Genomic DNA, 25,591 nt, shown 5'->3' with positions numbered 1-25,591 from the left:
GTTAGTTTGCGCTATCGGTATCAGGTGCGGGTTAACACCCTGTTATCCTCTGCCTCTGTATTTAATTTTATTTACAAAAACTTATTGTTGCTCACATTTTCACAGCCCTGCTCTTCTCTTCGCCATTAAACCCACTATTGTTAAATTGCATTAACATTCGCGCTATCTCTCTTCCTGAATACGAAGGAGCCGTGGTTATGAATAATGTCAAGAGCATCGTGATCTGGCTGTTGGTCGGTATTGTGGGAGCCGTTGCTTTCGCTATGCTGGCCTTAAGCCGTGGTGAACCGGTCAATGCCGTGTGGTTGGTGGTTGCTTCCGTGGCGTGTTACAGCATTGCTTATCGTTTTTACAGTTTATTTATCGCCAAAAAAGTCTTTGAACTGGATGACCGTCGTTTGACGCCAGCCGAGCGACATAATGATGGACTCGATTACGTCCCGACCAATAAATGGGTGTTGTTCGGTCACCATTTTGCGGCTATTGCCGGCGCTGGCCCGCTGGTGGGCCCGATTCTGGCGGCGCAAATGGGTTTCCTGCCCGGCACCATCTGGATTCTGGTCGGCGTGATGCTGGCGGGCGCGGTACAGGATTTTCTGGTGCTGTTTATCTCGACACGCCGTGACGGACGTTCCTTAGGCGAAATGGCCAAACAGGAACTAGGCGCTTTCGCCGGTATCATTACCATGCTGGGGGCGCTGGGCGTGATGATCATCATTCTCTCCGCGCTGGCGTTGGTGGTAGTCAAAGCGTTGGCTGAAAGTCCGTGGGGCGTGTTCACCATTGCCGCCACTATTCCTATCGCGCTCTTTATGGGTGTGTATATGCGTTTTCTGCGTCCTGGCAAAATCGCGGAAGTCTCGTTAATTGGCTTTGTACTGATGATGCTGGCGATCGTTTATGGCGGCAATGTCGCCGCGCATCCTTATTGGGGGCCGTTCTTCACCCTGAAAGGCACCACATTAACCTTGATTCTGGTGATCTACGGTTTTATCGCTTCAGTGCTCCCGGTCTGGTTGCTGCTGGCGCCGCGTGATTACCTGTCAACGTTCCTGAAAATCGGCGTCATCGTCGGTCTGGCGGTCGGTATTGTCTTTGCCATGCCGGAAATGAAAATGCCGGCGGTGTCACGATTTATTGACGGCAGCGGGCCGGTGTTCTCAGGCAGTCTGTTCCCCTTCCTGTTTATTACCATCGCCTGTGGCGCGATTTCCGGTTTCCACGCGCTGGTATCGAGCGGAACCACGCCCAAACTGGTTGAACGTGAAAGCCATATCCGTTTTATTGGCTACGGCGCCATGTTGATGGAATCTTTCGTCGCGATCATGGCGTTGATCTGTGCTTCGGTCATCGAGCCGGGAATTTATTTCGCCATGAACGCCCCGGCTGCGCTGATCGGGACGACGGTGGAAAACGCCGCGCAAGTCATCAACAGTTGGGGCTTCGTGATCACCCCGCAAGAACTGACGACAATCGCGCGTGATGTTGGTGAAGCCTCTGTGCTATCCCGTGCGGGCGGTGCGCCAACCTTTGCGGTCGGCATGGCGTATATCATCACCGAGATTTTCAACAGTCGAGCGATGATGGCGTTCTGGTATCACTTCGCTATTCTGTTTGAAGCGCTGTTTATTCTGACGGCGGTTGATGCCGGTACGCGGGCCTGCCGTTTTATGGTGCAGGATCTGGTGGGCGTCGCAATCCCGCGTCTGGCGAACAGCCACTCATGGCTGGGAAATCTGGCGGGAACAACCGTTGCTGTCGCTGGCTGGGGATTCTTCGTCTATCAGGGCGTTATCGATCCGCTTGGCGGCATCAATACACTCTGGCCGCTGTTCGGTATCGGTAACCAGATACTGGCTTCAATGGCGTTGATCCTCGGTACGGTGGTGTTGTTCAAGATGAAGAAACAGCGCTATGCGTGGGCCACTATCCTGCCGACGGTATGGTTGTTCATCACCTCAATAACAGCAGGGTGGCAGAAGATTTTCCACGAAAACCCCAGTATCGGTTTTCTGGCGCAGGCAAAACGCTTTGCCGCCGGTATTGAACAAGGCATGTTGATCGCGCCCGCCAAAAGTATTAAGGACATGGAAACCATCGTGTTCAGCAACCAGATAAACGCGGCGCTATGCGGTTTCTTTATGCTGGTCGCCGTCACGATGCTGATTTCAGCGTTCTTTATTATCCGTCGGGCATTAAACAGTACTGAACCAACCGCGAAAGAAACCGCCGTTGTGTTGCGTGAAGAGTCTGGTCACGGTTAAGAATTTCAACGGCAACATAATTTATCCTGCAAAGCAATCCCTCCGCCGGAGGGATTGCTTACCGGCGTGAATCGCTTATAAATTACTGTCCGTAATAAGCATTTTTACCGTGTTTACGCAGATAGTGTTTATCCAGCAAGGTTTGTTGCATATCACGCAGTTCTGGCGTCAACTGACGCGAAAAAATCCCCATATAAGCGATTTCTTCCAGCACGACGGCGTTATGTACCGCGTGATCGGCATCCTTACCCCAGGCAAACGGGCCATGCGAGTTGACTAAAACCGCAGGCACATCCGCCGGTGAAAGCTGGCGAGTCTGGAAGGTTTCAACAATCACGTTGCCTGTTTCCCATTCATAACGTCCGTTGATCTCTTCGTCCGTCATCCGGCGCGTGCAGGGAATGCCGCCATAGAAATAATCAGCATGGGTGGTTCCCCAGGCAGGAATATCTTTTCCAGCCTGCGCCCAGATCGTGGCATGACGGGAATGGGTGTGTACAATACCGCCAATATCGGCAAACGCCAGATACAGCACACGGTGGGTATCAGTATCCGAAGAGGGTTTTTTTCCGCCTTCCACGACTTCCCCGCTTGCCAGATCCACCACCGCCATGTCGTCTACCGTCATCGCCGCATATTCAACCCCTGATGGCTTGATCACCATCAGACCTTGCTGACGATCCACCGCGCTGACATTTCCCCAGGTAAATGTCACCAAATGATGCCGAGGTAATGCCAGATTAGCATCCAACACCTGTTTTTTTAGCGCTTCCAACATGCAGGTCTCCACCAGCGACAGGACTATTATGCCATTCTCGCGGTCACGCTCATGCCTCGCTATGGGTGAAATCGCTAAAGATCCGGTGACGTTCTGCTGCAACGCAGGATTTAATACCTGCTGCGCATTGCCAAAAGTCTCTGTTTTTTACCAATTCTTGCTATCTATAAATTGATGTGTGGGAATTAAGAGTTTTTACCTGTTACGCCATTTTCCGATGAATATACTACGCTTTAAGCAAAGGATGGCGGCACGTTATTATTTAATACCGTGAAAAAGTTATTTTTCGATATTTTCCTCACTTAAAATGCGTGAGGCCAGGAATCAGAAGGGGAAATACATGAAGTTAAACAAACGTTTTGCTACTGCTGCATTAGCCATTACTTTGGCGGTTACTCTGGCTGGCTGTTCAAATATGTCTAAACGCGATCGTAACACAGCAATTGGCGCTGGCGCCGGCGCCGTAGGCGGTGCCATCTTAACCGATGGCGGAACACTGGGTACATTGGGTGGCGCGGCGATCGGTGGTTTGATTGGCCGTCAGGTAGACTAACGAATTCTCTGACAGCAGGCTGATTTACGAGCCTGCTGTTATTCATGCTTATCCACCCGCCAGTTTGACTTTCATTCCTTTGGCTTCAAGCAATTGCTTCAGTAAATCGCGTTTATCGCCCTGAATCTCAATTACGCCATCTTTAACGGCGCCGCCGCAACCGCATTTTTTCTTTAATTCCGCGGCCAGCTTGCCCAGGGCGTCATCATCCAGATCGATACCGCTGATGACACAAACGCCTTTTCCCTTGCGTCCGCTGGTCTGCCGCTGAATGCGAACAATGCCGTCGCCTGGCGCACGAACTACTCGCTCTTCTTCCGGTTTGATACGTCCAGTTTCAGTGGAATACACCAGACGGCTGTTATCGCTGCTGCTCATGACGCCACCTCGCTTCGCAGCGAAGCACGGATATCCCGCAGCGTTTGAGCCGGATCGCTGGACTGAGTAATCGGACGACCAATCACCATATAATCCACCCCCGCATCCTGAGCCTGAACCGGCGTCATGATACGGCGTTGATCGCCAGCCTCGCTGCCCGCCGGACGAATGCCCGGCGTCACCAGTTTGAATTGATCGCCACATATCTCTTTCAGACGCTGTGCTTCGTGCGCGGAGCAGACCACGCCATCAAGACCACAATGAGAGGTCAGTCGCGCCAACCTTTCCGCCTGCTCCGCCGGACTGACGGTGATCCCCAATTCTCGCAGATCATCCATTTCCATGCTGGTCAGCACCGTCACGGCAATCAATAACGGCGCATCGCCGCCATAAGGCAATAACGCCTCTTTCGCCGCCTTCATCATTCTCGCCCCGCCGCTGGCATGGACATTCACCATCCACACGCCCAGTTCGGCTGCCGCCGCGACCGCATGCGCCGCCGTATTGGGAATATCGTGGAATTTCAGATCGAGAAAAACATCAAAACCGCGCTGATGCAGCGCCTGCACAAACTGTGGGCCAAACAATGTAAACATCTCTTTGCCCACCTTTAGACGGCAATCCTGAGGATCGATGCGATCAACAAATGACAATGCAGCCTGCTGATCGGCGTAGTCCAGCGCCACAATGATCGGGGATGAAGAAGTCAGACTATGTCCTTGCAGATTGTTGTGTGTCACATGTCACCTCTTGATTGAGCAAAACCATTAATCGCGCCAAAAATTCCCCGCCGCATTCTACATCTCCAGCCCCTGAAATCCCAGCCGCCTGTTGCGGTTGTTCCTCTTTCGCATGATGACAGCCCTTTTACTGCGGCTACCTGATTTGAACCGGAACCGCCGCTGTTAAGCGGATATTAACGCGTACCTTCTGGAATGGTGATGTTATGTTGTGATCAGTATGTTGTAACTAAAAAAGAAAAAACGTCACTGTCTTTTGCACAACAAGGGAAGGTGATGATGGGCGCACCGGGCTTATTGACCGTCCAATCCACGGATCGGTTTGATGCTTGCCCAGGTACGGCAGGAAGGACAGTGCCAGTATAACGACTGCGAGGTAAAACCACATTTGCGGCAGCTATAACGCGGCTTGGTGCGGATCTGCTCGCCAACCATATCACGTAACACCACCAGGCTCTCTTTCGCTCTGCCGTCTTCGGCTTCGTGCAAATGAAAATCCATCAGTCGATGAAACACACGCATGGTGGGATGGCGTTGAAGCTGGCGGTTGATATAAAGCTGCGCCGCTTCTGCGCCCTGCTCTTGCTCAAGGATATCGGCCAGCATTAGTTCGGCGGTCGCCCCCGTATTCTCCTCAACGCAACGCTTGAGAAAATCGGACCAATTCTGCGGTTGTTGCAGGTGCTGGTAGCACTCTTGCAAAATCGGCAAGGTTTCACTGACCAGTTCTTTATCCTGATCAAGAACCTGTTGCAGCGAATCCACCGCATGCGCATAGTCCTGCCGGGCCATATAAATACGGCCCATCATGATGGAAGCGCGCGCGCACTGTTTGTCCGCCGCCGCGCCTTTTTTCAGCAGCGACAGCGCCTTATCCAAATCGTCGCTGCTCATGGCCAGCAGCGCCAGTTCACAGTAAAAATGCGCGATTTCCACCCGAAGCGCATCTTTACCCATTTTCACCAGTTTTTCGGCAACGTCGATGGCATTAAGCCAATCACTGGTTGACTGGTGAATCTGCAATAGCTGCTGCAATGCGCTGCGGCGAAAATCCTCTTCATCAACCAATTGGTTGAAAATCTCTTCCGCACGGTCGTACAATCCCGCAGCCACGTAATCCCGCCCAAGCTGTTGCACCGCCAGCAACCGTTGTTCAAACGTAAGAGAGGCGCTTTCGGTCAACGCCTGATGAATGCGGATAGCGCGATCCACTTCACCGCGAGAACGGAACAGATTGCCCAGCGTAAGGTGAGCCTCAAAGGTATTGCTGTCGTCTTTAAGCATATCCAGGAAAAGTTCGACAGCTTTGTCCTGCTGATTAGAGAGCAGGAAGTTCACGCCGGTCACGTACTCACGCGACAGACGGTTAGATTCCTGATCTTTATCCTGCTGCGCACCTCTGCGGCCCATGTACCAGCCGTAAGCGGCGGCCACAGGCAGCAACAGAAACAGCAGTTCTAACATAGAAAATAATTCCTTAGTGGGTGGCAGGCTGTGCTGCTGGCGTCACATTTTCCTGGTTCGAGTCGGAAAGTTGTTGCTCCAGACGCTTGATTCTACGTTGTGCGCGGCCCAGCGCAATGCGTTGACGCAGATAAAACAGACCACAGATTACCCAGCCAAGGACAAAACCCAGCGCAAACAGCGTGGCAAGCAGCGTCGATACGCGATAATCCCCTTGCGCCAGCAAATAATTAAACGTAACGACCTGATCGTTATGCGCGCCCAGTGTGACAGAAATGATGAATATCGCCAGCACGAGTAAAAAAATCAGCAAATATTTCACGTTCTTTTCCTGTGATATCGCATTAACCAAATGAATTATGCCAAATTTCGGCGCTAAACCCCATTAAATTACCATTTCCCACCCAGACTGGGAAATTCGCGCTTCCGCTTGTTCCCTTAACCCCCGTGCCGCCGCCAGGCATACCGTTTGCACGATATCCGCCACCGTCGCCGCCTGTGTTTGTTATTTATTCCAGGCTGAATAAAAATGACATCGTGCGTCAGCAGGAGGGAAAACAGGTCAAAACAGGATGAGCAGCGATTATTAGTCAAGATCGCTACGCTTTATTATAGCGAAGGGATGAGACAAGCAGAAATGGCTGAGTCACTCCATTTATCTCAGTCATTTGTATCACGCGCCATGGTGGATAACGGTTAGTTGTCTGCCTTATCCTCGGCGGCCTGCTCACTGATCTCTTCCCGCTGTAATGACAGCGGACCGCACCAGCGCTGAGCCAGCCAGCAGGCGACCACCACCAGCAGCCAACTGATAAGGGTGGCGACAATCAGATCGCGCGGCCAATGCATACCTAAAATCAAACGGCTTACCATCACCGCGTTGGCCCATATCATCAGCGCCACGACGGTTTTGTAATGCCGCCGCGCCCACAATAGCCCGACCGCCAGCAGCGCCCAGGTTGCAGCGAACATAGTATGCCCGGAAGGAAAAGCAAAACCGGTTTCAAACTGCCAGTGTTGCCGCAACCAGGTCGGGATCTGTTGTTCGCTTTCCAGTTGGGATCGCACCAGTTCGCCGCGCTCTTTGCGCGGTAAGGAGTAGAAATAGCGATCGTCAATCTGATGCTTTTCTTCCAGCCAGACCACGAAAGGCCGCGACTCCTTCACCCATTCCTTAATCCCGGATTTTACCCCTTGCCCAATGAGCACCGTAATCACCATGATCACCAGCACCCCCAGCGCGGGCTTTAACCGGAAACGCAGACACCATAAAAACCAGACGCTTAATACCGCGCTGGTCAACGTCCCCCACGGCGAGGTGACGGTTTCGGTTGACCAGAACAATGCTTTTACCCACCAACCATCATATTCCGGCTGCCATTGCCATCCGCTCATCCAAATAATACAGGGGATGATAAGCAGCAGCCCCGCACCGATAGTGGTTCTTCTGGCGATTTCAAACATCTTTTCTTCCTATAATTCAGCGTGATGCCGGGAAACATTTTTTTTACAATACTATCAGAAAAACTGACATGCACTGTCAGTATGGCGTAAAATAGCTCTCAGTTCTGTCAATGAGCGAGCGATTGCCCCATCATTTCCTGCTGGTCAATCCCCTGATCCGGCAGTAGGATGCGCGTCAGCATTTTTGTTTTTTGGAGAATAACATGCAGCTAAAACGGGTGGCAGAGGCCAAGTTACCCACCCCCTGGGGCGATTTCCTGATGGTAGGATTTGAAGAAATTGCCACCGGACACGATCATCTTGCATTGGTTTATGGCGATATTTCAGACCCGACGCCGGTACTGGCCAGAGTGCATTCCGAGTGTCTGACCGGCGATGCCTTGTTTAGCCTGCGTTGTGATTGCGGTTTCCAGCTTGAAGCGGCGCTAAGCCACATTGCTGAAGAAGGCCGTGGCGTGTTGTTATACCATCGTCAGGAAGGACGCAATATCGGCCTGCTGAATAAAATTCGGGCTTATGCCTTGCAGGATTTGGGCGCCGATACGGTGGAAGCCAATCATCAGTTGGGTTTTGCCGCCGACGAGCGTGATTTCACCTTGTGCGCGGATATGTTCAAACTACTGGACGTCAACGAGGTGCGTTTACTGACCAATAACCCGCAGAAGGTCAAAATTCTTAATGAAGCGGGGATCAATATTGTGGAGCGCGTGCCATTGCAGGTTGGTCGCAATCCGAAAAACGAACACTATCTGGCAACCAAGGCCGCCAAGATGGGCCACCTGCTGGATAGCAAATAACCCGCTGTTCAGGTAGCATCGGCGCGTTGCGCCGATGATCTTTCCCTTAATGTTTAATCACATACATATCCTGCGTATAGTATTCCCCGCGAATGGTGGTCGAAAAACCGCCAATGTAAGGTTTCACCATCTGCGATTGAACATAATAGTAGAGCGGCAATAGCGGCATCTGCTGGTTCAGGATCGTCAGCGCCTGTTGATAAATCGCCTGTTTCGACTGCCTGCTGTTTTCAGTCAGCGCTTGTTGTAGCAAGGCGTCATAATCCGCATTACTGAACTTGGAATTATTGTTGCTGTTATGGGACTGCAAAATATCCAGGAAGGTACTTGGTTCATTGTAATCGCCTATCCAGGAGTATCTCACCATCGCGTAGTTGCCTGAACGAATCGTATCCAGCATGGTTTTCCACTCCTGATTCTGTAGCGTGACGTCCACACCCAGATTTTTCTTCCACATGGAACTGGCGGCGATGGCCACGCGCAGATGGGCTTCGGAGGTGTTGTAGAGCAAACTGAAACGTAATGGATTTTTCGCGTTGAACCCGGCCTGCTCCATCAATTTTTTCGCTTCCGCGTTACGCTGCGCCTGAGTCCAGGTCGCCCATTCCGGCGCCTGCCGCGTATAACCGCCGGTGTTTTGGGGCAGCAGGGTATAAGCCGGTTTCTGCCCCATGCCCAGCACTTTTTCGGCAATCACCGTTTTATCCAGGCTGAGATCCAACGCCCGCCGCACGCGCGCATCATTGAATGGCGGCTTTTGGGTATTGAACTGATAGAAATAGGTGCCTAATAGCGGCGATATCTTAACTTCTTGCGGTAATTCTTTTTGCAATGCGGAAAACTGAATCGGCGACAAGGTGTTGGTAATATCGATTTCGCCGGCTTTATAGCGATTTAACTCCGCCGTCGGCGAACTGATCGGCAGATAGGTTACTTTATCAATCACGGTACGCGCATCATCCCAATACTGGCGATTCCGCTTACCGACAATGCGCTCATTCACCACCCACTCACTGAGCGTATAAGGCCCGCTGCTGACAAAGTTTCCCACCTGAGTCCAGTTCGCGGAATATTTTTCGATAACCGCCTTCGGCAGCGGCACCAACACGTAGAACGCCGACATCGCCAGAAAGTAGGAGATAGGCCGATCCAGCGTTACCTGAAACGTGTGGCTGTCCAGCGCTTTAACACCCAGCGTGTCGGGCGTTTTCCGCCCGGCCAGAATATCCGCCGCGTTTTTTACATGCATGCCGGCTACATAACTACTGTAGGGTGAGAGTGTTTTGGGATCGCTCAGACGCCGCCAACTGTAAACCACATCATCGGCGGTGATGGGCGTGCCGTCCGACCATTTTGCGTCTCGCCGCAGATGGAACGTCCAGACGGTGTTATCCTGATTATCCCAACGCTCCGCCAATCGTGGCTGCACAGTGCCGTCGTCATTGATGCGCACCAGGTTGTCAAAAAAATCGTTAATGATGTGTCCTTCCACATCACTCTCCACCTTGTGGGGATCGAGCGACGCCGGTTCCGACCCGTTTCCACGCACCAGTTCCTGTTTTGCCGCCAGCGTTACACCGGCAGGAACCGTTGCCGCAAACACACTCGTCACCGGCGCCACGGCGCACATTGCCAGCGAGGAAAGCAGCAACGATATTCTAAATGGCTTTCTGATGACATCAGACATATAACCTCCTGTTATAATTGGACGATGAATCGCGTTTTTTTGCTTCAATCACAGCATAACCAGAATCGCTGCCCGAAGACGATAACTTATATAAGGAATTGACGCAGGCGGGAACCTGCGTCAGTGAGGCGGGTTACAGCATATTGCGGATCACATAGTGCAGAATGCCGTCATTCTGGTAATACGTCAGTTCATTGTGCGTATCAATCCGGCAACGGGTTTTTATCACCGAGCGATTTCCCGCGCTGTCCTTAAGAACGACATCAACCGTGGCGCCCGGCGTCAACTGGTTCAGGCCGGTGATGGATATCTGCTCATCCCCGGTCAAGCGCAAGGTTTTCCGCGTGACGCCCTGTTCGAATTCCAGCGGTAGAATGCCCATCCCAATCAGGTTCGAACGGTGGATACGCTCAAACGATTCGGCAATCACCACGCGCACGCCCAGCAAACGAGGCCCTTTCGCCGCCCAGTCACGACTGGAACCAGAGCCATATTCCTTGCCGGCGAACAACGCCAATGGCACCTTTTCCTGCTGATAACGCATCGCCGCATCGTAAATGGTCATCTCATTTTGCGAAGGCACATGACGTGTATACCCCCCCTCGGTACCGGGCACCATTTCGTTACGGATACGAATATTGGCGAACGTCCCACGCATCATCACTTCATGATTGCCGCGACGTGAACCATATGAATTGAATTCATTGGTTTCTACGCCGCGTTCCAGCAGGTAGCGTCCAGCCGGGCTGTCGCGCTTGATGTTTCCGGCGGGAGAGATATGGTCGGTGGTCACGGAGTCGCCCAGAATGGCCAGAATGCGCGCGTGATGAATGTCTTCTATCGGCTCAGGCGTTTTACCCATTTCAAGGAAGAAAGGCGTCTGACGGATGTAAGTCGAATCCTGCGGCCATTGATAAGTCGGGTTGTCATCCACCTCGATATCTTTCCACTCCTGAGTGCCTTCGAACACGGCTGAATACTGTTTGTGAAACATATCGGCGCTGACATTCAATACGGCGGCGGCCACTTCCTGCGCGGAAGGCCAGATATCGCGCATGTAGACCGGGTTCCCCTGCGGATCTTCGCCCAGCGGTTCACGCGTAAGATCGATATTCATGTTGCCCGCCAACGCATAAGCCACCACCAGCGGCGGAGACGCCAACCAGTTGGTTTTGACCAGCGGATGAATACGCCCCTCAAAGTTACGGTTTCCTGACAGCACCGCGCCCACCGTTAAGTCGCCTTTTTTAATCGCCATCTCAATGCTGTCCGGCAACGGCCCGGAATTGCCGATACAGGTGGTGCAGCCATACCCCACCAGATTAAATCCCAGCATATCAAGGTAAGGCGTCAGTCCGGCTTTGTCATAATAATCGGTTACCACGCGTGAACCGGGCGCTAGCGAGGTTTTCACCCACGGTTTTTTCTTCAGCCCGCGTTTAACGGCATTCTTCGCCAGCAACCCCGCGGTCATTAACACGCTGGGGTTGGAGGTGTTGGTACAGGACGTGATGGCCGCGATGACGACCGCGCCCTGATAAAGTCGGTGCGTTTCGCCATCCAGGGCGAAGGTTTCATAGTCCGGGCGATCTTTTATGGTATTCACGTCGAGTTCTTTACTGGCGTTGAACGCCTTCGGCACATCAGCCAGCGCTACCCGATCCTGAGGCCGCTTCGGGCCGGCCAGACTGGTTTCCACGTCTCCCAAATCCAATGCCAATTGACTGGTAAACACCGGTTCGTCACCCGAATTGCGCCACAACCCTTGCCGCTTGCTGTAGGCTTCCACCAGGGCGATTTGCTCATCGCTGCGGTTGGTTAACCGCATATAGTCCAGTGTGATTTGGTCAATCGGAAAAAAACCGCAGGTCGCGCCATATTCCGGCGCCATATTCGCGATAGTCGCGCGATCCGCCAGCGGTAAATAATCCAGCCCATCACCATAAAACTCGACGAATTTGCCCACCACCCCCTGTTTTCGCAACATTTGCGTTACCGTCAGCACCAGATCGGTTGCGGTAATGCCTTCGCGCATTTTTCCGCTCAGTTTGACGCCAACGACATCAGGCACCAGCATGGAGATCGGTTGTCCCAGCATGGCTGCCTCGGCTTCAATGCCGCCAACGCCCCAACCCAATACGCCAAGACCATTAATCATGGTGGTGTGGGAGTCAGTGCCGACCAGCGTATCGGGATAAGCGATCACCTTGTCGCCGCGTGTTTCATACCAGACCGCCTTAGCCAGATATTCCAGATTCACCTGATGACAGATCCCCGTTCCCGGCGGCACCACTCGAAAGTGGCTGAAAGCCTTTTGCCCCCAGCGCAGAAACTGATAGCGCTCATGGTTGCGCACCATTTCCAGTTGCGTGTTATCCACCATCGCCTGCTTATCGCCAAAGTGGTCAACCGTCACTGAGTGGTCAATCACCAGATCCACGGGCGACAGCGGATTGACTTTTTTCACATCGCCCCCCAGACGTTGCACCGCGGCGCGCATGGCGGCCAGATCGACCACCGCGGGTACGCCGGTGAAGTCCTGCATCAGCACTCGTGCCGGACGATAAGCGATTTCCCGCTCGACATGCCCGGTTTTCAGCCAGGAAACGACGGCCTGTAGATCGGCCAGCTGGACGGTATTCCCATCCAGATGACGCAACAGATTTTCCAGTAGAACCTTCAAAGACTTGGGCAGGCTATCCAGTGAACCCAACTGCCGGGCGGCCAAAGGTAAGCTGTAATAAAGGTAGGGTTGCTGCCGAACTGTCAGAGAATCCAGACACGTATCGCGAAAATGAACTGACATGCTTCCTCCCAAAGTGACGTGGCGAATTGTTATTCTGTGTTAGCCAGTCCTTTAATAACCGGCTTGAACATATGGTCTTGCTTAAAGATAACACAAACAAAACATAACGTTTTCGTAACAAAGTGAGATGAATGCAGTGATAGCCATTTACTATTGAAAAATGCTATTGCGAGGGAGCCTATAAAAATGGAAAAAAAACTTTCGTTGCTGATAAATTAAGTAAAGATAGTAACGTCCTGGACGATATATTTAACGTTAACGCTTACTTTCATCTGGATGTGTTGATCTACTACTTGCGTTTAGTTAATTGCTTCACAGCCTCAACCTATTATCTGTAGTAGAACTGTTTGTAGTAAAACCGTTTGCAGTAAAACTGTTCTGTCGTAAAAGCACATAATATGTTTATTGAATAAACGTTTTAGCCATCATCTTATCGATAAAATAATAATATCAAGGGGTTTGCATGAAACTGTTTTACAAAGCCGGAAGCAGTTCTCTCTTTACTCACATTGTGCTGCTGGAATCCAAATTAGAATTCAAACTTGAAAAGGTGGATCTGCGCGCCAAAAAAACCGAACATGGCATGGATTTTTTACAATTCAACCCGAAAGGACTCGTACCGGCCCTACAACTTGATGATGGCACCATGCTGACCGAAGGCGTCGCTATCGCCCAATACGTGGCGGATCTGGTTCCACACTGTAACCTGATTGCACCGGTGGGCAGCGTGGCCCGCTATCACACCATTGAATGGCTGAACTATATCGCGGCCGAACTGCACAAAACTTTCACCCCGATCTTCCGTCCCAGCACCCCGGAAACCTACAAAGAACTATTAGTGGAATACTTGCAGGTAAAATTCCGCTATATCAATCTGGTATTGAGCGAGCAGAATTATCTGGTTGCCAACCGCTTTAGTGTTGCGGATGCCTATTTGTTTACCGTAATGCGCTGGGCGCAGTCATTAAAACTGGATATGTTCCGCTATCCCGCGCTGGCGGCCTATCTCGACCATATCGCCGAACGTCCGTCAGTGGCGATGGCGCTCAAAATTGAACGCCTGAAAGGATAAAAATCGTCGCCCCGTTTATGCCGCCGCCATAAACGGGGCTTGCTCAGCTTTACACGCGAACCGCCTGGAAATGATGGCGGGGATTGGCGATGCCGTCCTGGGCCGCCACCAGTTGCAATTCGTATTCATTCATCTCTTTCGTCATCAACATCACTTCATAGACCGCCGCGGTGGTATGTTCCAGCGCTTTGTCCAGCGCGACGCCTTTTAGTAAATTCACCAGCAATAATCCGCTGGTCAGGTCGCCCACCCCCACCGGCTGACGATCAAACGCCACCAGAGGACGACTGATATGCCAGGCATCATCCGGCGTCACCAGCAACATTTCAAAACTATCATCTCGATAAGCAGCACGGCTGAGGTGTTTCACCAGCACAATTTTCGGCCCTTGCGAGCACAGTGTTCGCGCCGTTTCAACCGCTTGCGCTACGTTATGCACGCGGTTACCGCCGAGCAGTTCCAATTCAGGCAGATTAGGGGCAATCATATCGGCGGCCTGTAACGACTGGCGGCAGTGAAATTCAGCCACCCCCGGCGCAACAATGCATCCTTTTTCGGGCGTCCCCATTACCGGATCACAAAAATATACCGCCGCTGGATTGGCCGCCTTTACCTGACGCACAATGCCTAAAATATGCTCACCCTGTTCCGCTGAGCCAATATAGCCGCTCAGCACCGCATCACAATCTTTCAGACGGTCGATATCCGCCATCCCTTGCACAATGTCCGTCAAATGGCTGGCGGGCATCACACAACCGGTCCAGCGCCCATATTGCGTATGGTTGGAAAATTGCACGGTATTCAGCGGCCAAACGTTTGCGCCCATCCGACGCATCGGAAACTCGGCGGCGCTATTCCCCGCGTGACCAAAAACAACGTGTGATTGAATGGAAAGTATGTTTTTCATTAGGAACGACTCAAATCCTTGCCTGCGCATCAGCGCGTTAATAACCGACCGACAAAATTAAGGGAGCCGACGCTCCCTTATTGGTTTTTCTTATGCTTTCCAGCAGATCAGACAATAGTGCTTTTTGCCTCGACGCAACAACGTATAGCGCGCAAACAGACGATCGGATTCACTGAAGATATATTCAGGGTTAGCCTGTTTTTCACCGTTAATCGTCACCGCGTTAGAGGAAATCATGGTACGAGCCTGACCGCGCGACGGCACCAACGCCGCACTGACCAACGCCTGCTGCAAATCGGCATCGCGCGCCAATTCAATTATCGGCATGCCATCCTGCGCCAACTGCGCGAAATCATCCTGCGTCATATCCTGCAATGAACCAGAGAACAGGCTTTGGGTGATACGGCGTGCAGCGGACAAGCCGGCCTCACCGTGAACCATGCGGGTTACCTCTTCGGCCAGCACATACTGCGCGCGCGGTGCTTTGCCGCTGTTGTTGTCTTCTTCTTCCAGCGCGTTGATCGCTTCCAAACTCATGAACGTGAAAAATTTCAGGAAACGGTAAACATCCGCATCCGCGGTGTTAATCCAGAATTGATAGAATTTGTAAGGGCTGGTTTTGCTGGCATCCAACCAGATTGCGCCGCCTTCCGTTTTACCGAATTTGGTGCCGTCTGACTTGGTGATCAACGGGACAGTCATACCAAAGACCTGCTTCTGATTCATCCGGCGGGTCAAATCAATACCCGACGTAATGTTGCCCCACTGATCGGAGCCGCCAATTTGCAGTTCAACCTGATATTGCTTATTCAGGCAGGCGAAATCATAGCCCTGAAGCAAGTTGTAGGAGAACTCGGTAAACGAGATCCCCACATCGTCACGGTTCAAACGCTGTTTGACGGCTTCTTTATTAATCATCTGGTTAACAGAAAAATGCTTGCCGATATCGCGCAGGAAATCGAGCACATTCATACTGCCGAACCAGTCATAGTTGTTAGCGGCGATCGCGCTGTTTTCACCGCAGTCAAAATCCAGAAACGGCGACACCTGACGGCGGATTTTCTCAACCCACTCACTCACGGTATCCACCGTATTCAGCTTACGCTCCGTCGCTTTGAAGCTTGGGTCGCCAATCAACCCTGTCGCCCCGCCGACCAACGCTACGGGTTTGTGTCCCGCTAACTGGAAGCGCTTCAGGCAAAGCAGTGGCACCAGATGCCCCAAATGCAAGCTGTCGGCGGTAGGATCGAAGCCGCAATACAGTGCAACCGGCCCTTGCGCCAGTCGCTCCGCCAACGCTTCCTCGTCCGTCACCTGGGCAATCAGGCCCCGCTCTTGCAGTTGTTTAATCAGGTTACTACTCGCCATCGATAACTCCATTTTTATGCAAAAATATAGTGTGACATGCAAGGCATGACGCCTGCTCGTCGGCCGCCACGCACCTTACTTTGGTTATCATCATCCCGTTCAAATTCTGGGCTGAAACATCGGGTTAATCGCCCATTCCGGCAAAAAATACGCAGTTGGCGCGAAACCCCATAGGATAAAGCGCTCACGACAGGAGCGCCAGAGTTTAACGAGGATATTTAAAGATCAGGGCGCTAAACGATCAACTTGCCAGCCATCACCCTGCCGCTGATAGAAAAACCGATCATGCAGACGATGTTCGCCACCCTGCCAGAATTCCATTGAATCGATGGTGACGCGAAAACCGCCCCAGAAACTGGGGAGCGGCACCTCGCCATTTTTAAATTTCTGTTTCAGCTCAAGGAATTTGCTTTCCAGCACGCCGCGTGTCGAAATCCGACTGGACTGCTTTGAAACCCAGGCGCCAATCTGACTGTCCTTGGGGCGACTGTGGAAATACTTGAGCACGTCCAGCGGCGGCAGTTTTTCGGCGCGGCCCAGCACCATCACCTGCCGCTCCAGCATATGCCAGGGAAAAAGCAAACTGATTCGAGAATTGTGTGCCAGGTGAAGCGCTTTACGGCTGCCAAGATTGGTGTAAAACACCATGCCTTTTTCATCGTAATGCTTTAATAACACGATACGTTGATAGGGTTGTCCCTGTTCGTCGACGGTCGCCACCGACATAGCCGTCGGGTCAGCCAGTCTTGCATCGCAAGCCTGTCTCAGCCAGCGCTCAAACAAGTCCAGCGGATTATCGGTCAGATCGCTGCGACGCAAGCCTCCGCGCGTATATTCACGGCGCAGGTCGGCAATATCGGCGTCCTGAATCAGCGGTGTTTTATCGGAAGGTGTACTTTGCTGTGTCATAATGTCCTGCTGTGGCAATATCGGATTCAGAAATGCATAGTGACTCTCATTTTGCGCCTGTCCCCCGGAAATCTCAATCAGCAGCGTGCTTGCCTCATGACGTCACGTTCCGATTAATTCAAAGTACAGTCATCAACGATGACACGCTCCCCCCGTTGTACAAAGGCCTGATTGCCTTTGCTCCAAAAGGTGTATGTGCCGTCGCTGTATTTTGCTCCCGAAGCGGATACCACCTGAGGTAAAACATGACGCTCGCCATCCAGCAGGAAACTCACCTGCGACGACGTCTCGCCGGGCAGCATCGTGACCGTCAACGGCATCGTTCCACATTGATAATGCAGCGTTTCCACTGTCGGTTTAGCGGCGAAGTAACTGCATCCGCTTAACAGAACCAGCGCCATCCCCGTCAACACTCGTTGCATGACTTATCTCCTGTTGTTTTTGGCGTGCGAAAAATGCATACCAAGCGGTAACATCTCATTTTTATGGCATCAGTTTAACAATAGGCGATCGCCTGAGATCTCAGCAAAATCCGATTAATCTCTTATGACCGGATAAATGGCGCCAAGCAGCGTTTCCTGACTCGCTCCAGTTACCGAAGGCAGATTACCCGGCAACCCGGATAAGGTACGAGAAGCAAGCCAGGCAAAAGCCAGCGCTTCCATATCATCAACGCTCACACCGAATTCATCGGTGGTGCTGACTTCAATTCCTGGCAACAGCGCAGAAAGGCGAAAGAGGGTCTGCGGGTTTCTGGCGCCGCCGCCGCACACCAAAAGACGCTCGCAACCGCCGGTCAACAGTACCTGATCGGCGATACTCACGGCAGTCAACTCCGTCAGCGTGGCCTGCACATCCTGCGGCGCGATTGGTGGTAGCCCCGCCAGTTTTCTCTCCAGCCACCCCATATTGAAATATTCACGGCCAGTGCTTTTCGGCGCCGGTTGAGAAAAATAGGGATCTGAAAGAAATCGTTGCAATAACAATATGTTAACCTGTCCTGACTGAGCCCATTGCGCGTCTTTATCATAAGGTCTGGCGCAATGACGCCAGATCCAGGCATCCAGCAGCATATTCCCCGGCCCGGTGTCATAACCGCGAACCGCCGCGCCCGGCACCAGCAACGATATATTCGCAATACCGCCGATATTGAGCACGATGCGGCGCTCGCTCGGGTGCGATAACAGCGCGTGATGGAAAGCAGGAACCAGTGGCGCGCCCTGCCCGCCATAGGCCAGATCACGGCGACGAAAATCTCCCACGGTGGTAATCCCGGTCATCGCGGCGATGCGATTGTTATCGCCTATCTGTAAGGTACAAGGCGCGTCACCATTCGGCTCATGCCAGACGGTCTGCCCATGGCAACCAATGGCGGTCACATCCTGTGGATTCAGCCCGGTTTCCCGGAGCAATGCTTGCACGGCATCGGCGAAAAGCAATCCCAGACGAGTATCCAACTGCCCCAGCGCAGCGAGGGTTACCCTTTGCCCCTGACACATATCCAGCACCGCTTTTTTGATCTCCTGGGGTATCGGATGGCAATAACTGGCCTGCTGCGCGACAGTATGTTCATCAATAGCCGCCAATACGACATCGACACCGTCAAGACTGGTCCCGGACATTACACCAATGTATCTGCCTGATCTCATTTCATAACCTTTTTCCCGCAGGATAAAAAGAAGGATGATTACGACAAAGAAAAGCCGATGCAATAAAATTTCACGCTTGGTTTATCATCGGTTTACGCACACTATCATAGTCTGCAAAAAAGCGTAAAAAGAGTGGAATGTGATGTTAAGCCATACCATAATTTACAGGTATAACATTCGTCGGCCAAGGCGCTGCCTTCCCGACATATTCGCCATTACAGGAGTCTTTATTATGATGAAGCGTTTGCTTGTGGTTACGCTGGCTGGTGTCACACTGGCTGGCTGCGCCAATACCAGTACGCTTTCGGGAGATGTCTATAGCGCCTCCGAAGCCAAACAGGTGCAGACTGTCACTTACGGTACTATTGTCTCAACCCGTCCGGTACAAATTCAGGCAGGTGAAGATTCCAATGTCATCGGCGCGCTTGGCGGCGCGGTTCTGGGTGGCTTTCTGGGTAACACCATTGGCGGCGGTTCTGGTCGTAGCCTGGCGACTGCGGCAGGCGCAGTGGCAGGTGGCGTAGCAGGTCAAAGCGCGACCGGCGCCATGAACCGAGCTCAGGGTATTGAACTGGAAATTCGCAGGGATGACGGCAATACCATCATGGTCGTTCAGAAACAAGGCGACACGAAATTCAGCGTAGGTCAACGCGTCGCTATGGCAAGCAATGGCCGTAGCATTACCGTCTCCCCGCGCTAATATATAACGGCAATCACCACGTTAAGCGGCGATTGCCGTCAATTATCAAGCCCCGCCAAAACAATCAATAATAATCTTGATAATCATTGCGGGATTTTTATTTTTTGCGGTTTATGGCAAATCTATTGAACCTGGCTCTCATGCAAAGCCAATATGTTCTTTTCCAGTCGCGCAATCAGCAAGGCCAATTCATCGACCTGTTCAGGCGTGATGCCAAATAACACTTCATTACGAGTATGACTAATTACGTCATTGACGGCCTGAATAATCGGCTCGGCGGCCTCGGTAAGCATAATGCGCTTAGCGCGGCGATCGTGTGGGCAAACATGTCTGGTAATCAATCCCTTATCTTCCAGTTGATCTAATGTCCTGACTAATGACGGCTGTTCAATACCTATCGCTTTAGCCAGTTGAATCTGCGACTGACCAGGCGGCAGGTGATATATATTATGTAGCGTCACCCAATGCGTTTGTGTCAATTCCAGCGGTTTAAGTCGATGATCGACCAGAGCACGCCAAACGCGCACCAGACGAGCTAAATCAGATCCTAATGGCAATTCCATCACCTCTCCTTATAATTAGCGAACTAAGTTATATCCCTGGATTGCAATCAACTCTGATTTATAACAATGGAAAACAGCTTTTATTATTATGGTGAAAACAATTCTACCAAATAAAAGTCCTAAAAAATGGTCTCAGACTTATTTTATTATCTGAACATTGGCCAGCGTTAAAGTTCAGAATAAAGATGGCTGCTGCGGTTCCACTGGCGGCGCCGTTTTTTCTGTACGTTGCAGACGTTTCATTCTCTGTCGGCAAAGACGCAATACCTCCTGTTTTTGCGTATCACTCATTTGCCCCCAACTAAAACGCTCGTTGCGGCTGCGCAAGCAACCGCGGCAATATCCACGTTCATCGGACTGGCAAACACCACGACAAGGGTTGGGGACAACAAAAAGTTCCAGTTGCTCTGGCACTGAACCTCCCTCCACAACACTATTTATTGAAGCGTTGTTCTCTCCGGCTGGCAAGCCTTAGCTATCAGTAACCATAAAAAAAATCAGGTAGGCGTTGTTATATTTGACGATTTTTTTCACGCTGATAGGTTCTGAACGCCTTTTTACCGGCATTCTCCCCTGTTTTTTAAATGCGCATCGTCACTCATGACAACCACTGACGCCCTCGCCCATCGCCACACTACACCGAATATCTCACGTTCGACCAGCGCAATGAAGTCCTAAATGTCCTATATTCGTTTTCATTTATCTATCCGGCTAATGGCTTGGACTCAACATACCCGCAACGCTATACTTCCTTTCTTGCCGATTTTTTTCACCCGCAATGTTGCGGTCAACCACAGTAGCCAATCGAGGAAAATATGCGCTTACTTCATACCATGCTGCGTGTTGGCGATCTACAACGCGCTGTCGATTTTTACACCAAGGTTCTGGGCATGCGTCTGCTGCGCACCAGCGAAAACACCGAATACAAATATAATCTGGCTTTTGTCGGTTATACCGATGAAAGCGAAGGCGCGGTCATTGAATTAACGTATAACTGGGGCGTCGATCACTACGATATGGGAAATGCCTTCGGCCATGTTGCATTGGGTGTCGATGATGTCGCCGCCACATGCGAGCGTATCCGTCAGGCAGGCGGCAATGTTACGCGTGAGGCTGGCCCGGTAAAAGGCGGCACCACGATTATCGCCTTCGTTGAAGATCCCGATGGATATAAAATCGAACTGATCGAAAATTCACACTCTGGTCAGGGCCTTGGCAGCTAAGTCATTTAACACAACGACAGGCATCAGGCAGGCTGACGCCTGTCTTCCTTCCTCGCCGTACATTATCCCGCCGCATCCCGCCGCCCGCCAAAATCCTGTCAAATAAGCAGGGCTACTGCATCTCTCACCAAAATTTGCCATAATGTGCGCTGCATTTTGCTAAAGATTAAGAGACTAATGGCTGATAAAAATGACCTGAACGCCCTGAGTGGACGTTTCCGTGGGTTCTATCCGGTTGTGATTGATGTCGAAACCGCCGGGTTTAATGCCAAAACCGATGCATTGCTGGAAATCGCCGCGATAACATTAAAAATGGATACGGATGGTTGGTTACAGCCGGATGAGACGTTGCATTTCCACGTTGAGCCTTTTGAGGGCGCGATTCTCGAACCCGCAGCGTTGGCGTTCAATGGTATTGATCCCTCCAATCCCTTACGCGGTGCGGTCAGTGAATATGATGCTTTGCATGAAATTTTTAAGGTGGTGCGCAAAGGGATAAAAGATCAGGGTTGCAACCGGGCGATTATCGTCGCGCACAATGCCACATTCGATCACGGTTTTCTGATGGCGGCAGCCGAGCGCTGTAGCCTGAAACGTAACCCGTTCCACCCTTTCGCCACTTTTGATACCGCAGCACTGAGCGGGTTGGTGCTGGGACAGACGGTTCTGGCGAAGGCCTGCCTTACCGCGGGGATTGAATTTGACTCAAGCCAGGCACACTCGGCGCTCTACGACACCCATCAGACGGCATTACTGTTTTGTGAACTGGTGAATCGCTGGAAGCGTCTGGGCGGATGGCCCATCGCGCTTGGTGAGAACTCGTCAGAGGCGGAATCTGAAGCAAGTTAAAGAAAAAACGCGGCGCGGGCAGAACATCCGCCATAAAAAATAACGGGTGCGCGATTGCACCCGTTGCCTTTATGCCTGATCTTCCGCCTGAGGCTTATGCTTTTCAGCCGTTTCTTTAATCAACTGCTGGAGCTCGCCGCGCTGATACATTTCAATCACGATGTCGCAGCCCCCGACCAGTTCACCGTCAACCCACAATTGTGGGAAAGTCGGCCAGTTGGCGTATTTAGGCAGTTCAGCGCGAATATCCGGGTTCTGTAAAATATCGACATAAGCAAAACGTTCGCCACACGCCGACAACGCCTGTACTGCTTGCGCGGAGAAGCCGCAACTCGGCAACTTGGGCGAACCTTTCATATACAGCAGGATCGGGTTTTCAGCGATCTGACGCTGAATCTTTTCAATTGTTGTTGTCGTCATTCTCTTGCTTCCTTAAATCTTATAGGATGGCTAACATCATGTGCATTAACCACGGGCTTCTGTCAGATGAGCCATTACAACGCGATCTACTCAATTTATATTGTACCGAGGGCCGTAGCCACAAAAAAACGCCATTTTTTGTAGGGTTTTATCTTGTGGCGCCAGCCTCAAGCGATAATCCGCATTGATGAAATTTGCGCCAGCAAAGATGATAATTCCACCAAAAAAATAACTATTAACGTTTTTTCATTATTTTGTATTAATAAACTCACCATTCCCACTTTTTTATCACGCCACTTTCGGGAATACTGTATCGATTGAGCGATCAAGGTTTATATTCGGTCATCTTTATCATGCGCTTATTTATTACGCTTTTTATTCTGTTTTTTAGTCCTCTATTCCTAAGTCAGTCGCAGGCAGCCCCCGATATCCCCAATTCAACGCCGCGCAAAACCAGTGTGAAAAGCGTCATTGAGAGCGATCATAAGAAAAGCAAATCGGCGAAGCGTAAAAAATCATCATCAACGCCAATAAAAAAAACATCGTCAAGAACCCAACATTCTACGCCGGCATTGGTTAGAAAAGGGCTCAAAAAGTCGCACGCCGTCAGTAATATAAAACAGGTATCCCCCCGCATCCGGTTAACGTCAGGGTTAAAAAACAAAATGGGCGCGGGGAAAACAGAAAAGCCGGATAATAAAGGTTTACCCCTGAGCGCCGCGCATAAAAAACGTTATCAACATGCCAGATTGACTGCGATAAACAAATTGATGAGTCAGGTGGGAAAGCCGTATCGCTGGGGAGGTTCATCGCCATTGACCGGTTTTGACTGTAGCGGACTGGTTTATTTCGCCTACAAAGACGTGGTTAACATCCCCATCCCCCGCACGGCTAACGCAATGTACCACTTGCGGGACGCGGCCCCGATCAAGAAAAATGAACTGGAAAGCGGCGATTTGGTGTTCTTTCGCATTAATAGTCGCGGAACGGCGGATCATGTCGGGGTTTATCTGGGCGATGGCAAATTTATTCAGTCGCCACGCACCGGAGCGGATATACGCATTAGTAAGTTGAATGAAGATTACTGGCAGGAACATTATCTCGGCGCACGCCGGATGGTTACCCCGCAAACAATGCGTTAACGTCTTTGCCGGTGCCGCGCTTCTTACGCTCGGCAATAGCTTTGGACAGAAAACCGGTTCAGACACAGTTTGAACGCGCCAGCCTGTGTCTGAACAGATACCGATAAAACAAAGGGGAGGCGAAGCCCCGTCAGTTCAATACCGCGGTAAAGCTGAATACTATAATCATTACCAGTGCGCCAACCGTTGCCAGCAGTGACAGCTTCAGATCTGTATCCATAAGTCTCTCCTTTTGTTTGGCATTGAAATCATGGGAATTAACGGCTGATCATCATTTGGGATTGAAAGCCCCGAAAAGTGGCTTAATACGTCAAATGACAGGACGGTAACGATTTTTCCATAGTTTAAATAAAAAATCTCGTTGCCGTGCCTCACTAACAGTATAAATTACCGCTTTCACTTTCGTGGCAAATCGGACAAAATTCGCTGTTTATGCTAGCGTTGCGCTCTGGTCGAAATACGTCACCCCTGTCCCCTTCAGGTATAATATTCGGCACCCCCTTTCTGAAATCCTGTTTTTTCGTCAAGGGGAAGCACATTACACGCAAGCAAACGATTAACAATATACTTACGGCTATAGCAGCTAAGTTCAGGAGTCATTTTTAGATGGCAACGATCAAAGATGTGGCAAAACGTGCTGGCGTTTCGACCACAACCGTATCGCACGTGATAAATAAAACACGTTTCGTCGCCGAAGAGACCAGGGCCGCCGTGAGAGCAGCGATTAAAGAACTGCATTATTCACCCAGCGCCGTCGCCCGTAGTCTGAAAGTCAATCACACCAAGTCTATCGGGCTGCTGGCAACCTCAAGTGAAGCGCCCTACTTTGCGGAGATTATTGAAGCCGTTGAAAATAGCTGCTACGCCAAAGGTTATACGCTGATTTTGTGCAACTCGCACAACAACCTCGATAAACAACGCGCCTATCTTTCCATGCTGGCGCAAAAACGCGTGGACGGCTTATTGGTCATGTGCGCGGAATATCCGCCTGAATTACTCGCGATGCTGAAAGAGTATCGCGGCATTCCGATGGTAGTCATGGATTGGGGCCAGGCGCACAGCGATTTTACCGATACCATTATCGACAACGCCTTTGAGGGTGGTTATATGGCGGGACGCTATCTTATCGAGCGTGGTCATCGGGATATCGGCGCGATCCCGGGGATTCAGGAACGCAACACCGGGAGCGGTCGTTATCTGGGCTTTTTGAAAGCATTGCGCGAAGCGGACATCGCCGTGCGCGAGGCGTGGATGGTTCAGGGCGATTTCGAACCGGAATCCGGTTATAAGGCAATGCACCGGATTTTGTCGCAAAAACACCGCCCCACCGCGGTTTTCTGCGGCGGCGATATCATGGCGATGGGCGCAATCTGTGCCGCTGATGAATTGGGGCTGCGCGTGCCGCAGGATATTTCAGTCATTGGCTACGATAATGTGCGTCATTCCCGCTTTTTCACCCCGGCGCTGACCACCATCCACCAGCCCAAAGAACGGCTGGGGCAATCCGCGTTCGCAATGTTGCTGGACCGTATCACCAGCAAACGCGAAGATGCGCAAGTCATCGAAGTCCACCCGACGCTGATTGAACGTCGTTCTGTGGCCGATGGCCCGTTTCGCGATTATCGTCGTTACGCCTGATAACAGACGATTTACTTATATCACGCCAACTACCTGATGTTTACTGATGCCGCTTCAGCCAATTTATGCTTGTCCATCGGCTGAAGCAGTCATACACTGATCGCCGTACCCTTCAACATAAATTGAATATTTTTATTTTTCTTCACTATCCTTAAATTTTACGTGCCAACGGATAGCGCGGGTTTACCTTAAGGATGAGTGCCACTACGTATCTGCGTAC

Annotated in this window: 26 protein-coding genes; 9 read left to right on the top strand and 17 right to left on the bottom strand. The window is 51.4% G+C overall.

Annotation, left to right across the window (positions count from 1 at the left end):
• Nucleotides 1-197 precede the first annotated feature (197 nt).
• Entirely contained in the window at nucleotides 198-2,264 is a 2,067-nt protein-coding gene (locus NC856_RS00875; protein ID WP_264088519.1) for a carbon starvation CstA family protein, read from the top strand.
• A gap of 82 nt (nucleotides 2,265-2,346) precedes the next feature.
• Here the strand turns inward: NC856_RS00875 and araD are convergent, their stop codons facing one another.
• Nucleotides 2,347-3,042, bottom strand: a complete 696-nt coding sequence (gene araD / locus NC856_RS00870) for an L-ribulose-5-phosphate 4-epimerase (RefSeq protein ID WP_264088518.1) — start codon at nucleotides 3,040-3,042, stop codon at nucleotides 2,347-2,349.
• Between the two features lie 340 nt (nucleotides 3,043-3,382).
• On the opposite strand from araD, the gene osmB reads away from it, so the two are divergent.
• Entirely contained in the window at nucleotides 3,383-3,595 is a 213-nt protein-coding gene (gene osmB, locus NC856_RS00865; RefSeq protein ID WP_039359270.1) for an osmotically-inducible lipoprotein OsmB, read from the top strand.
• A 48-nt stretch (nucleotides 3,596-3,643) separates the two neighbouring features.
• Here osmB and yciH read toward each other — a convergent pair whose 3' ends face one another.
• The 5 genes from yciH to pgpB form a co-directional block, all read right to left on the bottom strand.
• Nucleotides 3,644-3,973, bottom strand: coding sequence for a stress response translation initiation inhibitor YciH (yciH, locus tag NC856_RS00860; protein WP_264088517.1), 330 nt, complete (start codon nucleotides 3,971-3,973; stop codon nucleotides 3,644-3,646).
• Entirely contained in the window at nucleotides 3,970-4,713 is a 744-nt protein-coding gene (gene pyrF, locus NC856_RS00855; RefSeq protein ID WP_264088516.1) for an orotidine-5'-phosphate decarboxylase, read from the bottom strand. The genes yciH and pyrF overlap by 4 nt, the downstream gene beginning before the upstream one ends.
• Nucleotides 4,714-5,007: 294 nt before the next feature.
• Entirely contained in the window at nucleotides 5,008-6,177 is a 1,170-nt protein-coding gene (gene lapB, locus NC856_RS00850) for a lipopolysaccharide assembly protein LapB (RefSeq protein WP_264088515.1), read from the bottom strand.
• 13 nt (nucleotides 6,178-6,190) lie between these two features.
• Nucleotides 6,191-6,499, bottom strand: a complete 309-nt coding sequence (locus NC856_RS00845; RefSeq protein WP_264088514.1) for a LapA family protein — start codon at nucleotides 6,497-6,499, stop codon at nucleotides 6,191-6,193.
• 374 nt (nucleotides 6,500-6,873) lie between these two features.
• On the bottom strand, nucleotides 6,874-7,641 hold the full coding sequence (gene pgpB / locus NC856_RS00840) for a phosphatidylglycerophosphatase B (RefSeq protein ID WP_264088513.1): 768 nt from the start codon (nucleotides 7,639-7,641) through the stop codon (nucleotides 6,874-6,876).
• 203 nt (nucleotides 7,642-7,844) lie between these two features.
• Between pgpB and ribA the strand changes: the two genes are divergently transcribed.
• On the top strand, nucleotides 7,845-8,438 hold the full coding sequence (gene ribA / locus NC856_RS00835) for a GTP cyclohydrolase II (RefSeq protein ID WP_264088512.1): 594 nt from the start codon (nucleotides 7,845-7,847) through the stop codon (nucleotides 8,436-8,438).
• A 46-nt stretch (nucleotides 8,439-8,484) separates the two neighbouring features.
• Here the strand turns inward: ribA and NC856_RS00830 are convergent, their stop codons facing one another.
• Together NC856_RS00830 and acnA are read right to left on the bottom strand one after the other, a co-directional pair.
• The gene (locus NC856_RS00830) at nucleotides 8,485-10,125 is read right to left on the bottom strand and encodes an ABC transporter substrate-binding protein (protein ID WP_264088511.1); all 1,641 of its coding nucleotides are present in this window, start codon (nucleotides 10,123-10,125) and stop codon (nucleotides 8,485-8,487) included.
• A gap of 133 nt (nucleotides 10,126-10,258) precedes the next feature.
• The gene (acnA, locus tag NC856_RS00825) at nucleotides 10,259-12,931 is read right to left on the bottom strand and encodes an aconitate hydratase AcnA (protein WP_264088509.1); all 2,673 of its coding nucleotides are present in this window, start codon (nucleotides 12,929-12,931) and stop codon (nucleotides 10,259-10,261) included.
• Nucleotides 12,932-13,394: 463 nt separating this feature from the next.
• On the opposite strand from acnA, the gene gstA reads away from it, so the two are divergent.
• Entirely contained in the window at nucleotides 13,395-14,003 is a 609-nt protein-coding gene (gene gstA / locus NC856_RS00820; protein ID WP_264088508.1) for a glutathione transferase GstA, read from the top strand.
• Nucleotides 14,004-14,052: 49 nt separating this feature from the next.
• Here the strand turns inward: gstA and pdxY are convergent, their stop codons facing one another.
• The 5 genes from pdxY to anmK form a co-directional block, all read right to left on the bottom strand.
• Entirely contained in the window at nucleotides 14,053-14,910 is an 858-nt protein-coding gene (gene pdxY, locus NC856_RS00815; protein WP_264088506.1) for a pyridoxal kinase PdxY, read from the bottom strand.
• A gap of 90 nt (nucleotides 14,911-15,000) precedes the next feature.
• Nucleotides 15,001-16,278, bottom strand: a complete 1,278-nt coding sequence (gene tyrS, locus NC856_RS00810) for a tyrosine--tRNA ligase (protein ID WP_264088505.1) — start codon at nucleotides 16,276-16,278, stop codon at nucleotides 15,001-15,003.
• A 225-nt stretch (nucleotides 16,279-16,503) separates the two neighbouring features.
• Nucleotides 16,504-17,187 (bottom strand): pyridoxamine 5'-phosphate oxidase, encoded by a 684-nt coding sequence (pdxH, locus tag NC856_RS00805; RefSeq protein ID WP_264088504.1) that lies wholly within the window; start codon nucleotides 17,185-17,187, stop codon nucleotides 16,504-16,506.
• A 113-nt stretch (nucleotides 17,188-17,300) separates the two neighbouring features.
• Nucleotides 17,301-17,609: an MliC family protein gene (locus tag NC856_RS00800; protein WP_264088503.1), complete on the bottom strand. Its 309-nt coding sequence runs from the start codon at nucleotides 17,607-17,609 to the stop codon at nucleotides 17,301-17,303.
• 114 nt (nucleotides 17,610-17,723) lie between these two features.
• A complete protein-coding gene (gene anmK / locus NC856_RS00795) occupies nucleotides 17,724-18,836 on the bottom strand; it encodes an anhydro-N-acetylmuramic acid kinase (RefSeq protein ID WP_264088502.1) in 1,113 nt (370 codons plus the stop codon).
• 232 nt (nucleotides 18,837-19,068) lie between these two features.
• On the opposite strand from anmK, the gene NC856_RS00790 reads away from it, so the two are divergent.
• The gene (locus tag NC856_RS00790) at nucleotides 19,069-19,536 is read left to right on the top strand and encodes an outer membrane lipoprotein (protein ID WP_264088501.1); all 468 of its coding nucleotides are present in this window, start codon (nucleotides 19,069-19,071) and stop codon (nucleotides 19,534-19,536) included.
• A gap of 122 nt (nucleotides 19,537-19,658) precedes the next feature.
• Here the strand turns inward: NC856_RS00790 and slyA are convergent, their stop codons facing one another.
• Both slyA and NC856_RS00780 read right to left on the bottom strand, forming a co-directional pair.
• Nucleotides 19,659-20,099 carry a transcriptional regulator SlyA gene (gene slyA / locus NC856_RS00785; protein WP_264088500.1) on the bottom strand — a complete coding sequence of 147 codons (441 nt, stop codon included), beginning with the start codon at nucleotides 20,097-20,099 and terminating at the stop codon, nucleotides 19,659-19,661.
• Between the two features lie 174 nt (nucleotides 20,100-20,273).
• On the bottom strand, nucleotides 20,274-20,513 hold the full coding sequence (locus NC856_RS00780) for a DUF1289 domain-containing protein (RefSeq protein ID WP_264088499.1): 240 nt from the start codon (nucleotides 20,511-20,513) through the stop codon (nucleotides 20,274-20,276).
• Between the two features lie 401 nt (nucleotides 20,514-20,914).
• Between NC856_RS00780 and gloA the strand changes: the two genes are divergently transcribed.
• Complete coding sequence (gloA, locus tag NC856_RS00775) at nucleotides 20,915-21,322, top strand: lactoylglutathione lyase (protein WP_264088498.1); 408 nt, start codon at nucleotides 20,915-20,917, stop codon at nucleotides 21,320-21,322.
• A gap of 177 nt (nucleotides 21,323-21,499) precedes the next feature.
• Nucleotides 21,500-22,171 (top strand): ribonuclease T, encoded by a 672-nt coding sequence (gene rnt / locus NC856_RS00770; protein ID WP_264088497.1) that lies wholly within the window; start codon nucleotides 21,500-21,502, stop codon nucleotides 22,169-22,171.
• A 69-nt stretch (nucleotides 22,172-22,240) separates the two neighbouring features.
• Here the strand turns inward: rnt and NC856_RS00765 are convergent, their stop codons facing one another.
• Nucleotides 22,241-22,591: a Grx4 family monothiol glutaredoxin gene (locus NC856_RS00765; RefSeq protein WP_264088496.1), complete on the bottom strand. Its 351-nt coding sequence runs from the start codon at nucleotides 22,589-22,591 to the stop codon at nucleotides 22,241-22,243.
• Between the two features lie 353 nt (nucleotides 22,592-22,944).
• Between NC856_RS00765 and NC856_RS00760 the strand changes: the two genes are divergently transcribed.
• Complete coding sequence (locus NC856_RS00760) at nucleotides 22,945-23,733, top strand: C40 family peptidase (RefSeq protein WP_264088495.1); 789 nt, start codon at nucleotides 22,945-22,947, stop codon at nucleotides 23,731-23,733.
• A gap of 130 nt (nucleotides 23,734-23,863) precedes the next feature.
• Here NC856_RS00760 and cydH read toward each other — a convergent pair whose 3' ends face one another.
• On the bottom strand, nucleotides 23,864-23,953 hold the full coding sequence (gene cydH, locus NC856_RS00755) for a cytochrome bd-I oxidase subunit CydH (protein ID WP_264088494.1): 90 nt from the start codon (nucleotides 23,951-23,953) through the stop codon (nucleotides 23,864-23,866).
• Nucleotides 23,954-24,339: 386 nt separating this feature from the next.
• On the opposite strand from cydH, the gene purR reads away from it, so the two are divergent.
• Nucleotides 24,340-25,371, top strand: a complete 1,032-nt coding sequence (gene purR, locus NC856_RS00750) for an HTH-type transcriptional repressor PurR (protein ID WP_264088493.1) — start codon at nucleotides 24,340-24,342, stop codon at nucleotides 25,369-25,371.
• The last annotated feature ends 220 nt before the right edge of the window (nucleotides 25,372-25,591 follow it).

The sequence above is a fragment of the Brenneria izbisi genome (genome assembly GCF_025840185.1).
Taxonomy (GTDB): Bacteria; Pseudomonadota; Gammaproteobacteria; order Enterobacterales; family Enterobacteriaceae; genus Brenneria; species Brenneria izbisi.
This window is presented reverse-complemented; position numbering and strand designations above follow the sequence as displayed.

What these genes read in the sequence shown, in the direction of transcription:
- osmB (WP_039359270.1), top strand. Translation starts at nt 3,383, where the DNA reads ATGAAGTTAAACAAACGTTTTGCTACTGCTGCATTAGCCATTACTTTG.
- tyrS (WP_264088505.1), bottom strand. Translation starts at nt 16,278, where the DNA reads ATGGCGAGTAGTAACCTGATTAAACAACTGCAAGAGCGGGGCCTGATT.
- slyA (WP_264088500.1), bottom strand. Translation starts at nt 20,099, where the DNA reads ATGGAATTGCCATTAGGATCTGATTTAGCTCGTCTGGTGCGCGTTTGG.
- acnA (WP_264088509.1), bottom strand. Translation starts at nt 12,931, where the DNA reads ATGTCAGTTCATTTTCGCGATACGTGTCTGGATTCTCTGACAGTTCGG.
- NC856_RS00800 (WP_264088503.1), bottom strand. Translation starts at nt 17,609, where the DNA reads ATGCAACGAGTGTTGACGGGGATGGCGCTGGTTCTGTTAAGCGGATGC.
- pdxY (WP_264088506.1), bottom strand. Translation starts at nt 14,910, where the DNA reads ATGAAAAACATACTTTCCATTCAATCACACGTTGTTTTTGGTCACGCG.
- purR (WP_264088493.1), top strand. Translation starts at nt 24,340, where the DNA reads ATGGCAACGATCAAAGATGTGGCAAAACGTGCTGGCGTTTCGACCACA.
- gstA (WP_264088508.1), top strand. Translation starts at nt 13,395, where the DNA reads ATGAAACTGTTTTACAAAGCCGGAAGCAGTTCTCTCTTTACTCACATT.
- pgpB (WP_264088513.1), bottom strand. Translation starts at nt 7,641, where the DNA reads ATGTTTGAAATCGCCAGAAGAACCACTATCGGTGCGGGGCTGCTGCTT.
- araD (WP_264088518.1), bottom strand. Translation starts at nt 3,042, where the DNA reads ATGTTGGAAGCGCTAAAAAAACAGGTGTTGGATGCTAATCTGGCATTA.
- NC856_RS00790 (WP_264088501.1), top strand. Translation starts at nt 19,069, where the DNA reads ATGATGAAGCGTTTGCTTGTGGTTACGCTGGCTGGTGTCACACTGGCT.
- yciH (WP_264088517.1), bottom strand. Translation starts at nt 3,973, where the DNA reads ATGAGCAGCAGCGATAACAGCCGTCTGGTGTATTCCACTGAAACTGGA.
- rnt (WP_264088497.1), top strand. Translation starts at nt 21,500, where the DNA reads ATGGCTGATAAAAATGACCTGAACGCCCTGAGTGGACGTTTCCGTGGG.
- NC856_RS00765 (WP_264088496.1), bottom strand. Translation starts at nt 22,591, where the DNA reads ATGACGACAACAACAATTGAAAAGATTCAGCGTCAGATCGCTGAAAAC.
- gloA (WP_264088498.1), top strand. Translation starts at nt 20,915, where the DNA reads ATGCGCTTACTTCATACCATGCTGCGTGTTGGCGATCTACAACGCGCT.
- NC856_RS00875 (WP_264088519.1), top strand. Translation starts at nt 198, where the DNA reads ATGAATAATGTCAAGAGCATCGTGATCTGGCTGTTGGTCGGTATTGTG.
- pdxH (WP_264088504.1), bottom strand. Translation starts at nt 17,187, where the DNA reads ATGACACAGCAAAGTACACCTTCCGATAAAACACCGCTGATTCAGGAC.
- NC856_RS00830 (WP_264088511.1), bottom strand. Translation starts at nt 10,125, where the DNA reads ATGTCTGATGTCATCAGAAAGCCATTTAGAATATCGTTGCTGCTTTCC.
- anmK (WP_264088502.1), bottom strand. Translation starts at nt 18,836, where the DNA reads ATGAGATCAGGCAGATACATTGGTGTAATGTCCGGGACCAGTCTTGAC.
- lapB (WP_264088515.1), bottom strand. Translation starts at nt 6,177, where the DNA reads ATGTTAGAACTGCTGTTTCTGTTGCTGCCTGTGGCCGCCGCTTACGGC.
- NC856_RS00760 (WP_264088495.1), top strand. Translation starts at nt 22,945, where the DNA reads ATGCGCTTATTTATTACGCTTTTTATTCTGTTTTTTAGTCCTCTATTC.
- ribA (WP_264088512.1), top strand. Translation starts at nt 7,845, where the DNA reads ATGCAGCTAAAACGGGTGGCAGAGGCCAAGTTACCCACCCCCTGGGGC.
- cydH (WP_264088494.1), bottom strand. Translation starts at nt 23,953, where the DNA reads ATGGATACAGATCTGAAGCTGTCACTGCTGGCAACGGTTGGCGCACTG.